The organism is Rhodococcus sp. 05-2255-1e (assembly GCF_002259025.1).
GTDB classification, from domain to species: Bacteria; Actinomycetota; Actinomycetes; order Mycobacteriales; family Mycobacteriaceae; genus Rhodococcoides; species Rhodococcoides fascians.
This window is the reverse complement of record NZ_NOZE01000048.1, coordinates 45764-58209: the sequence shown is the minus strand read 5'-3', so window position 1 is coordinate 58209 and position 12446 is coordinate 45764. Positions and strand designations below refer to the sequence as shown.

The window sequence follows — 12446 nt, the reverse complement described above, 5'->3', positions numbered from 1 at the left end:
TGTTTTGACGTTTTTCAGTTGTGCTGCCAGCAATCACTGCTTTTCGTACACTATGGGATCCGCGCCGATCGATACTTCGATGCGTGGTGGAGCATTCGGTCGAGGCTCAACGCCCCGCGTCGTATGCTCGGTCAGCGATCGGCGACCTTAGGCGCGCACCCGGCGGCGGACCATGCGACCGGCGTGCATCGCCGCAACTTTGGTCCAATCAGGGTGTGCAATTAGCCGTCACAGCTGGACCGATGACCGCCGGACTCACGCAGGTTCCGGTGTTGCCGCGCCGGTCACCGCATGACCTGGGGGACGGTTCGCTGTTTTTCGTTCTTTGGGTGTGTCGATCAATGCGTTATGTGCAGCATCGCGTACCCAGCCTGTGATTCTGTCGAGGGTTTCGGATGGCAGGTGCCATCGTTGCCAATACAGGGGAATGGTGACGTTGTGGTCGGGGTCGAGGTGAACGAGTGTCCCGTCGGCGAGGTCGCGTGCGATTTGTCCTTCCGGTAGCACGCCCCACCCGAGTCCGAGTCGAGCTGCAGTCAGGAATTCGCGGTTCGATGGGAGGTAGTGGATCGGGGGCTCACGGTGCGCCTTGATCTTGCGTAGATAGGCGTGTTGCAGGTCGTCCTTTTTGTCGAATCGCAGCATCGGGAGGCGGCTGGGATCGCAACCGTCGGAGTCGGCGTCGCGAATGAGTGAGGGTGCGCACGCGGGCCAATAGACCATGGCTCCGAGCGGTTCGACCGTACAGCCAGGTGCTGCGGTGCGTGAGGTCGTCACGGCGGCCATGACCGCGCCTTGACGCAGTAGAGCGTCTGTATGGTCCTGATCTTCGATGTGGAGGTCCAGCAGTATCCGTCGGTCGACGGCTATCGCTTTCATCACCGGTTGGAACCACGTCGAGACCGAATCGGCATTGATAGCAAGTGAAAAGCGCAGCGGTGCAGCAGTATTCGTTGTCGTTGAGCCGCCGCGTAGCTCAGCGTCGGCGTCGACGGTGAGGACTTCGATCTGCCGCGCGAGTCGGAGCAGGGCTTGCCCGTTTCTGGTGGGTAGTACCGGCCTGGTTCGCTGTAGCAGCGCGGCCCCCGACGCTCGTTCGAGCGCGGTAATGCGTTGGCTGACTGCAGAAGACGAGATGTGCAACGCCGTTGCAGCTCCCTCGAACGACCCTGAATCGCAGATCGCGGCAAGTGTGGCGAGCTGATCGTGGTTGTACATCCACAAATACTAAACCTAGATCAGCGATACTTAGGAAACGTGCATCGATGCTGGAGCGGTCGTACCGTTCTTGCCGTGAACAACCCCGTTCTGGCCTATCTCCCCGTCGCTATCGTCTTCGGAATAATCCCAGGTCCTGACGTCATGTTGGCGGTCAAGCACTCGCTTACCGGCGGTGTGCGTCACGGCATCGCCGTAGCTTTGGGTGCGGCGACGGGGTCGATGGCCTGGGGCATCGCTGCGGCCGTGGGGTTGGCGTCCTTGCTCACCAGCGTCCCCGGGGCATTCGACGCGGTACGTATCGCAGGTGCCGCCTACCTGGTGTTTCTAGGAATTCAGAGTATCTGGCAGCGCAAGGGCAGCTTCACCGACGTCGATGCCGCGACTTACAACGCGCACCAGCCGAAGTGGTCGCGAGCGTTCATGACCGGTTTCGTCGCGGACCTGTTGAATCCGAAAATGGGTGCGTTCTACCTGGCGGTGCTGCCGCAGTTCATTCCGCGCGACGGGAACGTTTTCGTTTGGTCCATGCTGCTCATGTCGATCGAGTTCGTGGTGGCGCTGATATGTCTGTCCTCGTACGCACTTCTTGCCTCGTCCGCTCGCCGGTTCTTGGAGAAGGGCCGCTTGGGGGCGTGGCTCGAGCGTGGACTGGGTGTTGTTCTGGTGGGATTCGGCGTCCGGCTGGCCTTCGAGTAAACACCCCCGCCGTCCGAGCCCTTCTCCCTTCGCTCTTTCAACTACTCGACCCGAGCCCGACCTGACTTGATTGTGTAACGACGCCTTGGCCCGGGTCCGCGCCCCGGGCCGTCCAATCCCGCCAGGTCTTGGCTTTGCCGTGCCCTAACCCGAACTTTCCTGTACCGAAACCGAACCATCACGCACACAGAGGGGTACCGATCAATGAGCGAAAAGCTCTGGGGTGGAAGATTCTCCACCGATATCACCGACGATGTACTTCGCTACACAGAGACAGCATCGGTAGACAGCAGAATGCTCGAACACGACCTGTGGCAGAACATCGCTCATGTTCTGATGCTCGGTCGCGCGGGAATCAACACCGAACCCGACACCAAAGCGCTTCTCGCTGGGCTGCTCGACATGGAGAGCAGCCGAGCCGACGGTGGATTGCAGCTCGACGTCCGACAAGAAGATGTGCACCTCAACACCGAATTCATGCTCATCGAACGGATCGGACCCGTCGGCGGCCGCATGCACACCGCACGGTCCCGAAACGATCAGGTGCAGACCGACGCACGCATGGTCACCCGCGAGTGGCTGCTCGATGCCAGCGAAGAACTGCTCATGTTCGTGCAGGATCTGCTCGGGTGCCCCGAGTCGGAACGAGAAGCAGTTCTACCCGGCTACACGCATTCGCAGGCAGCGCAACCGATTTCGGTAGCATTTTGGAAGGCTGCGCACGCACAGGCCTTGCTGCGTGATGCCTCCCGACTGATGGATGCCTGGAAGCGCATCAACATCAATCCGCTCGGCGCGTGTGCGCTCGCCGGAACTACATTCGCCCTGGACCGCGATTACACCTCCCGGCTTCTCGGGTTCGATGCACCGATGGTCAATGCGCTCGATGCGACGTCGACGAGGGACTGGACAGTCGAAGTAGCGGGCGCAGCTGCCAGCGGTGCTGTGAATCTATCTCGCATGCAGGAAGAGATCGTCACCTGGAGCTCGAACGAATACGCTCTCGCCGAAGTGCACGATTCGTTCGCGACCGGTAGCTCGATCATGCCGCAGAAGAAGAATCCGGTGGTTGCAGAACTGGCGCGAGGGAAGTCCGGTCGCGCGGTGGGTGCGCTGGTGCAACTGCTGGTGATGGAGAAGTCGGTCGGTCTCGGGTACAGCTGCGACCTGCAGGAGGACAAACCGGTTTACTGGGGCGCCCTCGATACGTACCTCGACACCATTCGCCTGTGCCGACGCCAGAACCTGCACACCGCGTTCGACGGTGCTCGCGGCAGAGCCCTGTGCTGGGACAACTTCTCGACCGCGACAGAGATCGCCAACATCTTGGTCTCTCGGTTCGACGTTCCTTTCCGCACAGCCCACCGCATCACCGGTGACCTCGTCAACGCCGCCCTCGCAGCCGGTCACACCCTGCGCAACGTCGCGTTCACCACCACTTTCCTCCGCGAGGAACACGACATCGACATCAGTGAGGTCGACATGAAGCAGATATGCGATCCGCTCCACACACTGCGCAGCTACATCTCTGCCGGATCCACCGGACCGACGCGGGTCTCCGAACAGCAGGAGCAAGGCCTGGCCGACGTGACCGACAGACTCGCCGAAATCCGGCAAGCCAGAACCCGCCTCTGGGAGGCGAAGGCGGAATGCCTACGAGCAGCGCGATCCGTCGTCGGCGGCGTGAGCGTGCCCGAACTCGCGATGGAGGTCGGGGTATGAGCATCGTCCTGGCATATTCCGGCGGATTGGACACATCCGTTGCCGTGCACTGGCTCAAAGAGCGCTATCAGACCGAGGTCATCGCGTACTGCGCGAACCTCGGCCAAATCGAGGACCTCGAGGCCGTCTCGAAGCGCGCAACCGCGGCCGGCGCGTCGGAAGTTATCGTCGAAGACGTCCGAGACCTGTTCCTCCACGACTATGCAATCCCGGCTCTCGCCGCCGGCGCTGCATACGAGGGAAAATATCTTCTGGCTGCACCGTTGTCTCGACCGTTGATCGCCGAGCGGCTGGTCAGCATCGCTCGCGAACGCGGTGCATCCGCAGTCGCTCACGGTGCCACGGGCAAGGGAAACGATCAGGTCCGGTTCTACACCTCCGTGCGGGCGTTGGCTCCCGAGCTCGACATCCTCGCACCTGTCATCGATTGGGAAATGACCTCCCGCGGTAGCGAAATTGCCTACGCCGATCGTCACGGTATCGATGTGGGTGTCAGCAAGACGACGCCGTACAGCATCGACACCAATATCTGGGGCACCAGCATCGAGTGCGGGGATCTCGACCTCATCGACCACGCTCCACCGCCCGATGCATGGCAGATCACGACCGCGCCGGTGCAGGCACCGGATCGTCCAACAACGATCACGATCGAGTTCGAAGCAGGCATCCCCGTCGCTCTCGACGGCCGCAAGCTCGACCTGATCGACCTGGTCAGCGAACTCGGGGACACAGCGGCCGCGAACGGTATCGGGCGTACCGAAATTCTCGAGAGCCGCATCGTCGGATTCAAGAGCCGCGGAATCTACGAAGCACCCGCTGCAACAGTTCTTCTCGCTGCACGAACCGATCTCGAAGCACTCGTACTGGACCGAGAGACGCTCCACCACAAGCGGTCCATCGCCGACCAGTACGCAGAGTTGGTCTACTACGGCTACTGGTTCACCGATCTGCGTGCAGCACTCGATGCTTACTGCGCCCGTCTGGCTCACCGCGTGACGGGCACAGTGACCGTCGAGCTGTACAAGGGCTCCGCTCGATGCATCGGCCGGACGTCCCCGAAATACGGCCGATACAGCTCGGCTCTGGCCGATTACGAAGAGGCAGACACCTTTCTACACGAAGCAGGTGCCGGATTCGCGTACTGCTGGGCTCTCCCACTCACCGAAGGAGTTGTCACTCGATGAAAGACACCCGCTCTGTTCTGCTCATCTCCGACGGATCACGGTGGGGCGAACTCGCCCACGACTTTCTCCGCCGCAGATTCGCCGACGTCGACTGGTTTGCCTGGGACTACGGCGATCCAGTAACTCGATCGTTCGATCAGTGGCACGGGTGCGACCTGCTTCTGTCCTTCAAATCGGACTTCATCCTGTCCGAGGCCACACTCGATCGAGTGCGGGAACTGGCCGTGAACTTCCACCCGGCGACCCCGAACTACCGAGGGATCGGCGGATATCGCTACGCGATCGACGACAACCAGACGCAATTCGGGGCCACCTGCCACATCATCACCCCGAAGGTAGATGGCGGTCCGATCATCGCAGTCGACCGATTCGACATCGTCCCAGGCGAATCCGAGACGAGCTTGAGCGAACGCACCGCCGCCGCCGCACTGGCTCAATTCCATCGAATCGTCACCACAATATGCAACGGCACCGCTATCAGCGCCGATCACAGCGAACAATGGGGACAACGTCTCTACACACGCCGCGCCCTCGACGCAGACCGCCGAAAGCGTGGGGAGCTGGTCGAAGCGTGAGAACACTGCACTCACCCTCCGCCACCCACGAGCCCCACGATCGGCCCAGGTCGCCCGAAGCCCATGGCGGTACTGCAGTTCGCAACGGCCCCTTGGCGATCATCGAATTCGACGGTGAAGGACACAACACGTTCTCCACAGACAAGATGCGCGGCATCACCGAGTTGGTCTGGCAGCTAGGGGACACCCCGGATGTCGAGGGGCTGGTTCTGTACGGGGGAGACGGTCGATCCTTCGGTGTCGGCGGTGACTTCAACGAAGTCAAGGACTTCACGGGAGGCTCCGAGGTCAACCGATGGATCGACGCCTGCGTGGACATGTATCGAGCAGTTCTGTCGATCTCGAAACCGACCGTGGCAGTCATCGACAAATACTGCATCGGCATCGGTCTTCAGTTGGCACTGTGCGCCGACTGGCGCATCGGAACGTCGACGTCGGACCTCCGTATGCCCGAGCTCAAGTTGGGTATCTCCTGCATACTCGGAGCTCCGCTCCTGCAACGCCGAGTAGGGCCTGCCGTGGCGAATCGAATGATCATCGGGTGCGATCGATGGCTCGGTACCACCGCACTCTCCGACGGCCTCCTCGATGAACTCGTTGCAGCCCATAGTGACCCGCTCGCTGCAGGATGCACCCGAGCACAGGCACTGGCCGAGTACCAATCGGTGCCGTTTGCCCGCACCAAGGCGTTCGTCAACCACGATCTGCTGCTCGACATGGAACGAGCCCGTATTGCAGCAATAGCCGGCCACCGAGCGGGGTTCGCTGCAGGCGATGCGGCCCAACAGAAGATGCGCACAATTGTCGGAGACAACCCATGACCCCAACCGATCATGGGTGGGTCGTCTTTTCGCACAGCGGCCGCATCCGCCGTGTTGGCGGACATACCGGCCCCGTTCTGAACCGCAACGACGGAACAGTCATGATCACGACGCCGCTGCACGGCGAATGCCGAGTCTTTCTCTCCCGCACCGATGATGCACGGACATGGGCGGTGGGAGCGCAATTCGCGGCGACCGCCGCGAGTGTCGGTCACCGCGCAGGAACCACCACGGCACTTCGCCCCGGGACGACTCTGGTCTGCTCCGCCGACGGAGAGTTGTCGGTGCACCGCGCTGTCCCCCGATCGTCGCCGTCGGGCGGTGTCCCAGGGTGTTCGCTCGAACAGGCCATGGGGTGGCTCGACCATGGATTACGCACTGCAGCAACGGAAATCGCATCGTCGGGTCGTCCCATTCGCTTACTGCTCTCCGGTGGTGTCGACTCCGGACTCCTCGCCTCCTACTTGTGGAGGGCCGGTGCCGACGTCCGTGCACTGACCCTCCGCACACCCTGGGGTGACGAAATCGACGGTGCCTCTCGAACAGCGCGCCACGTCGGTCTGCCGCTCGACGTCATCGACGTCACCGCACAGGAATCGACAGCGGCGATCTACCCGTGCATGCAGCACACTCAATCCGATGATGCAGAAGTCATCACCGTGCATCTGCTGGTGACAGTGGCCTTCGAGTTGGCGCGAGCATGTGGTGCCGACCTCGTGACCGGACTCGGCAGCGATCTGCTCAACGCCGGAAGCGATTTCGGTATGGGCGCAGTCGCCGGCGATCTGAACGAACGTATCGACGACGCCAGCGCATCAGGAATGATGGTGACCGGCCAATTCACCCCAGGGCCGCGCATGTACCACCCGTACTGGAGTCCTGCTCTACTGCACCTTCAACAGAGTGTCCCCGCTCAGCTGAAGACCGTCGACGGCATCGAAAAGTACTACCTCCGCGAGCTCGCGGCCTACCAACTGCCCCGTGAGACTGCGTTCGGGAGAAAAGTCGCAATCCACCAAGGGGCGGGTTTGTCAGCAGGGTTGGACGGCGCGCTCGGAGAACAACTGGCTGCCGTCTGTGCCCAAATCCGGGCACAGACCCTCGATGAGGTCCCTCTGGGAAACCACGATGTTGCGGTCGGCGGTGAGCAGCGGTGACGGCCACCGATCCCGGAGATCTCGCGGCAGTGGCCACCCGGGATGGATTCGCTCTGGTCGGCGACGTCGACTTCGGCAGAAGCGACTTCGAGGTCTTCGTGCAGGGGCTCGGGACTCTCGCCACACATCGGTTCGGCACCGGAAGCGCAGGTCTGCTCGATCTCGACGCAAGCCCGCTACCGGACCGCGTCGTCACCGGGCGCAGTGCCCTGCCTCTGCACACCGACGGCACACTTGTCGGGACCTGTCCCAAATACATTGCGCTGTATTGCAATGCAGTCGATCAGCCCACAGGATCCGGACGCACAGAACTCTGTCTGCAATCGGATCTACTCGATGCAACACTCCCACCGGACCTGAGCACGGTGACCGACGTGGATTGGGAGTACTACGTCACCGACCAATCCCACTTTCCCGACGTCGCGCACCGCTGGCTGTCGATTCCACCTGCAGTGCGATCAGCAACGGGGACAACGCGGTTGAACGTGGCACTCCCGTTCACCGAGGAACGGACCACCCCCGCAGGATGGTCGGTCCGTCTGGCGGGCTCGACCGAAGAAGACAGCCGGGCCGTCTTCGCACGGCTCGACTCCTACCTGCGGGGCAGTACCAGCTTCTACTCGCACGACTGGGCCCCGGGTGATCTTCTCGTCCTCGACAACGAACAGGTTCTGCACGGGCGGACAACGATCGAACCGGGCAGCGTCAGACACTTGTTCCGAGGACAGATCAATGTCTGACGCGCGAGGGTTCCTCGCCGCACTGAACAGCATGCCCCAACAGGATCAGGACGCACTTCACCAGGGACGACGCCATACGACGTTCGGGGAGCTGTCGGCCGCGGCGATGGCATGGCGTGATGCACTGGCACCGGTGATCGACGAAGGCGACGTGGTCGTCGTCGATCATCACCCCGGGGCCGCAGACTTCGTTGCAGCACTACTGGGAACGATGGCCGCCGGCGGCGTGCACCTGGCGAGCCGGACGCGGCATCCAGCATGGGACCGACTGAGCGCACTGGGCCGCCGCTGGCACGCCATTACCGACCACGACATCGACCCCGACCTGCCCGAACTGGCCTCCGTGTTCGATGCAGCAACCCGAAAGCTCCGATACTGCAACCCAACGCGTCAATGCGACGTGACCGAGCACGACACCGTGCGAGGAAGAATCCTCGAAACATCCGGATCGAGTGGTGAGCCGAAATGGGTGTACTGGACCGAGGAATCGCTGTTCGCCGACCGCACCGACTGGTGCCAGCAGCTCGGTCTGACAGCCGACGATGTGATCATCAACATCCACCCCCTCGATTTCGCGCACGGGATGGACGTTCACGTTCTCGCGGGCTTGCTCTCGGGAGCACCCACGGTGCACCTCGACGCCGGTCTCCCGGCCTCTGCCCACGCGAGAGCGATTTGCGACTGGAACGGTACCTATATGAGCGCCCTTCCCTCGCACTACGACGCGATCGCAGCGTCACCGGCGGCATCGGAGCGAATGGGTGAACACCTGACCACCGCACTGACGGGCGGGGCTCTCCTGACGCCGACCACTGCGCGACTGATCCACCAGCGGTGCGGGGTCCACCTACGCAGGCTCTACGGGGCCACCGAGTGCGGCATCATGTGCGCAGATCTGCGGCCACAGTTGCAGAGCGCGGCCGAACTGCGGCCCCTACCCGGGGTGGAGATGCGAGTGCGCCCCATCCACGGAATCGACGCAGATACCTATCGAGTGGGCGAGCCCGAATTCCGCCGAGCGCACCGAGCCGAAGGCTACTGGGGACACCCGGACCGTACACAGAGCGCATTCACGGACGGCTGGTATCGAAGCGGGGACGCGGTGATGGTCCACGACAACGGTGCCATCAACGTCCTGGGCCGCATCGATGACGTATGGACAAACAACCACGGTCAACTCTGTTCGGCAGGCGTCCTGGTCGACGAGATCACCGCACTCGACGAGGTCGACGAGGTCGTCGTCTTCGCCCCAACGGCCACAGGAGCAGACACACCGACGACAGTACTGTGCCGCCTGGCACCCACCGGGGCAGACCTCGGACGAATCCACCTTCGCGTCACCGAAGTGATGAACAGCTGCGGTCTCATCGGAAAGATCACTCTGATGTCCGACTGGCCGAAAACGTCTGTCGGCAAGCCCGACCGGCGCGCATTGCTGGCATGGTGCAGAGCGTCCTGAGTTCGACATCACACGGATCAGAAAGGGCAGACATGAGCGCCGCGTCCCCACAAGGGTTTCACTGCTGGACAACCCATTTAGGACTGGCAGACGAAGGTAAAGACGACTTCTCCATGGTCATCTCCGACAGGCCGTGCACCTCGTCGGTCGTTTTCACGAAGTCACTGTTCGCGGGCCCCTGCGTCACCTTGAGCAAGACCTCGATCGAGCAGACCAGTCCGCGCGGGGTCCTCGTGTTGGCGAAGAACGCCAACGTCGCGACCGGCGCGGAAGGGCTCCGCAACGCCAGCGAGATACGCGCATCCGTCGCACGAACCGTAGGAATCGAACCCGATGCCCTGATAATGGCCTCCACCGGAGTCATCGGAGTGCAATATCCGATGGACACCATCCGCGCCGGACTCGACGGGCTCGGCCAGGGAACACCACTCGACGCGCACGCGGTGGCCCGAGCGATCATGACCACCGACACCCGCGCCAAGGTCTCCGAACGAGCCGTCGGCACCAGCACCATCGTTGGAATCGCGAAGGGCGTCGGGATGATAGAACCGGACATGGCGACCATGCTGTCGTTTGTCTTCACCGACGCCGACGTCCCCCAGGACACGCTCAACCGAATCTTTCGTGACGTTGTCGACCGCACCTACAACTCGGTCTCGATCGACACCGACACCTCCACCAGCGACACAGCGGCGGTCTTCGCCAATGGTGCCGCCGGCCCGGTACCCGATACCGAGTTCGAGCAGGCTCTCGAGGAAGTGTGCACGGATCTGGTGAAAATGATTGCCAGCGACGGCGAAGGTGCGACCAAGCTGATCGTCACTACGGTCTCGGGTGCATCGAGCGAGCGCCAAGCGCGCGTGGTCGGGAAGTCGATCATCAACTCTCCCTTGGTCAAGACGATGATCCACGGTGAAGACCCCAACTGGGGTCGAGTTCTCATGGCTATCGGAAAATGTAGCAACGAGGTGGACATAGAACCCGACAGAATCCGAGTCGCATTCGCGGACATCGATGTGTATCCGAGCTCGTCACTCGACCAGCACGACACCGTCGAGGTGGTTCGTGAACACCTTGCAACTGCCACCGTCGAGATCAACGTAGACCTCGGAATCGGCACCGACACCTGGAGAGTGTTCGGTTGCGACCTCACCGATGAATACATTCGAATAAACGCGGACTACACCACATAGAGATCACTCCAATCACTTCACCAACAGGCCGCAGTAACGTGGAGTGGGCATCCGGCCTCGACGCCTCGACCTGTCGAAGCCGTTACAGCACGTCGCCTGTGGCCGTTGATGTTGCCGGTTCTGCCGGACTCTGGACATGAGCAAATTAAAGACCGAACACGATTCGCGCCGGGGGGCGAAAATGGCTGCAACCGATAGAGAACCTTCAAAAAGGTTCCGAGACAATGCCCATAACGACCGCAATGCCACAACTCTGATCAAAACTTCCGACCACGCATCTAGCGAAGAGCGTAGTCACGAGCTGTACACCGTGTACGGAACCGCGTGTCACGCGCCTGAACGACAGTGTATGACACGACTCACTGCGCGAATAGTCGATGGGGACAGCTTAGCGTCGATTCGGTGCGGACCAGGAGAAATTACTCGTCGACAGGTTGATCTCGAAGCCGATCCACGATTCTCCGTGAGGATTCAATACGTCTTATCGGGCGAAGTAATTCTGTCGCAGAACGGCGTCCAAATATCGCTGAAGAGTGGAGGCATTGGCCTATACTATAGCGATTACAGTTATACAATGACTGTAACCCGTGCCAGCTGTTTAGCGGTAGTCACGTTACGGCAGAGGGTGGGCTCAAGAGAAGACTTCGACGCCGCCTCGGGTCGAGGTCTTCGCGTTGTGCCAAACGCTGAAGGTACGGGGAAAATACTCTCAGATACTTTACATTCTACTTCGAGAGAAATTGGAATGCTGAACACGTTCACGGCTCATAATGTCATCTCAGCCGTTCGATTACTGGCGTGGGAAGGAATGCACCCGCCCCATGGCCACGCACCGCCTGACCAGCAATCCGGCCTCGTAGCGACGGCGCGCTTGATGATCGAGAAGAATCTTTCTGATCCCACGCTCAATCCCGACCTACTCGCGCGCAAACTACATGTATCGGTTCGTCAGCTGCATCGCGCTTTCGAGCGAGAGGAGCGAACTCTGTCCGCTTATATAGCATATGAGCGCATTGAAAGGTGCGCTGCCGATTTGATCGACCCAAGCTTACAACAGATACCGATAGGCGACATCAGTGCGCGGTGGGGGCTTAGTGACCAGTCGAGACTTTCTCGGCTATTTCGCGAGTTGAAGGGTTGCTCGCCTTCGGAATTCAGAAGGTTTTACGCGGAACCCAGCTAATTCGAGAACACATCCACCGATCAATTCCGAGTGGTCAAGACCGGAACGAAGGTTCTCGTACCGGCGCGCCGCGTCGACGTGATCGAACTCGCTGGGCAACAAGTACACGACCGGGTGACGGATTCATCAAGACAAAATTCTTGACCTTGCTCGAGGTAGTGACGGTCCGGCTATCCGTCCACGGTAGCTACCACGCAACTCCGTCACGTCCGCGCGCACTCGCGCCGATCGGGGCATCGCCTTCACGGCATAAGACGATTGATCTGCGGGTTCTCGCGGTAGACGTGGCTGTAGTCGTTGTCGACTTTGGAGGGCCCGACTCCGAGGACTTGATCGTTGGCCGGTTGCGGCTTCCATGGTCTCCTCACGGCCGGCGCAGATGGGTGCCTACCTGCACTGGACCCCGTAGGGGACTTCGACCCCACTTGTCGCACGGTGCCAAAGTTTTGTCGCTTCGCGACGAAGAGCTGTGGAGGTATTTCCGCAATTAATTTC

The 12446-nt window shown here is 61.2% G+C and carries 11 protein-coding genes; 10 read left to right on the top strand and 1 reads right to left on the bottom strand.

Going from position 1 to position 12446, the window contains the following annotated elements; all coding sequences use genetic code 11:
• Window positions 1–255 precede the first annotated feature (255 nt).
• Window positions 256–1218, bottom strand: coding sequence for a LysR family transcriptional regulator ArgP (locus CH262_RS26585; protein WP_015586118.1), 963 nt, complete (start codon window positions 1216–1218; stop codon window positions 256–258).
• Window positions 1219–1293: 75 nt separating this feature from the next.
• Between CH262_RS26585 and CH262_RS26580 the strand changes: the two genes are divergently transcribed.
• The 10 genes from CH262_RS26580 to CH262_RS28490 all read left to right on the top strand — a co-directional run bounded on the left by CH262_RS26580 (window position 1294) and on the right by CH262_RS28490 (window position 11951).
• A complete protein-coding gene (locus CH262_RS26580) occupies window positions 1294–1917 on the top strand; it encodes a LysE family translocator (protein WP_032364998.1) in 624 nt (207 codons plus the stop codon).
• 204 nt (window positions 1918–2121) lie between these two features.
• Complete coding sequence (gene argH, locus CH262_RS26575) at window positions 2122–3639, top strand: argininosuccinate lyase (RefSeq protein WP_052047792.1); 1518 nt, start codon at window positions 2122–2124, stop codon at window positions 3637–3639.
• On the top strand, window positions 3636–4823 hold the full coding sequence (locus CH262_RS26570; protein ID WP_015586121.1) for an argininosuccinate synthase: 1188 nt from the start codon (window positions 3636–3638) through the stop codon (window positions 4821–4823). The genes argH and CH262_RS26570 overlap by 4 nt, the downstream gene beginning before the upstream one ends.
• Complete coding sequence (locus tag CH262_RS26565; protein ID WP_032364999.1) at window positions 4820–5398, top strand: formyltransferase family protein; 579 nt, start codon at window positions 4820–4822, stop codon at window positions 5396–5398. Before CH262_RS26570 ends, CH262_RS26565 begins: the two co-directional genes overlap by 4 nt.
• Entirely contained in the window at window positions 5395–6219 is an 825-nt protein-coding gene (locus tag CH262_RS26560; protein WP_052047791.1) for an enoyl-CoA hydratase/isomerase family protein, read from the top strand. Before CH262_RS26565 ends, CH262_RS26560 begins: the two co-directional genes overlap by 4 nt.
• A 101-nt stretch (window positions 6220–6320) precedes the next feature.
• On the top strand, window positions 6321–7376 hold the full coding sequence (locus tag CH262_RS26555) for an asparagine synthase C-terminal domain-containing protein (RefSeq protein WP_033188359.1): 1056 nt from the start codon (window positions 6321–6323) through the stop codon (window positions 7374–7376).
• Window positions 7373–8116, top strand: a complete 744-nt coding sequence (locus CH262_RS26550) for a TauD/TfdA family dioxygenase (protein WP_015586125.1) — start codon at window positions 7373–7375, stop codon at window positions 8114–8116. Before CH262_RS26555 ends, CH262_RS26550 begins: the two co-directional genes overlap by 4 nt.
• Window positions 8109–9575: a class I adenylate-forming enzyme family protein gene (locus CH262_RS26545; RefSeq protein WP_032365002.1), complete on the top strand. Its 1467-nt coding sequence runs from the start codon at window positions 8109–8111 to the stop codon at window positions 9573–9575. The genes CH262_RS26550 and CH262_RS26545 overlap by 8 nt, the downstream gene beginning before the upstream one ends.
• Complete coding sequence (gene argJ / locus CH262_RS26540; protein ID WP_306430905.1) at window positions 9557–10768, top strand: bifunctional glutamate N-acetyltransferase/amino-acid acetyltransferase ArgJ; 1212 nt, start codon at window positions 9557–9559, stop codon at window positions 10766–10768. Before CH262_RS26545 ends, argJ begins: the two co-directional genes overlap by 19 nt.
• A gap of 136 nt (window positions 10769–10904) precedes the next feature.
• Window positions 10905–11951 (top strand): helix-turn-helix domain-containing protein, encoded by a 1047-nt coding sequence (locus CH262_RS28490; protein WP_080730062.1) that lies wholly within the window; start codon window positions 10905–10907, stop codon window positions 11949–11951.
• The last annotated feature ends 495 nt before the right edge of the window (window positions 11952–12446 follow it).

Coding starts and splice junctions, on each gene's coding strand:
- argJ (WP_306430905.1), top strand. CDS start 9,557: ATGGTGCAGAGCGTCCTGAGTTCGACATCACACGGATCAGAAAGGGCA.
- CH262_RS26545 (WP_032365002.1), top strand. CDS start 8,109: ATGTCTGACGCGCGAGGGTTCCTCGCCGCACTGAACAGCATGCCCCAA.
- CH262_RS26570 (WP_015586121.1), top strand. CDS start 3,636: ATGAGCATCGTCCTGGCATATTCCGGCGGATTGGACACATCCGTTGCC.
- CH262_RS28490 (WP_080730062.1), top strand. CDS start 10,905: ATGAGCAAATTAAAGACCGAACACGATTCGCGCCGGGGGGCGAAAATG.
- CH262_RS26555 (WP_033188359.1), top strand. CDS start 6,321: ATGATCACGACGCCGCTGCACGGCGAATGCCGAGTCTTTCTCTCCCGC.
- CH262_RS26565 (WP_032364999.1), top strand. CDS start 4,820: ATGAAAGACACCCGCTCTGTTCTGCTCATCTCCGACGGATCACGGTGG.
- CH262_RS26585 (WP_015586118.1), bottom strand. CDS start 1,218: ATGTACAACCACGATCAGCTCGCCACACTTGCCGCGATCTGCGATTCA.
- argH (WP_052047792.1), top strand. CDS start 2,122: ATGAGCGAAAAGCTCTGGGGTGGAAGATTCTCCACCGATATCACCGAC.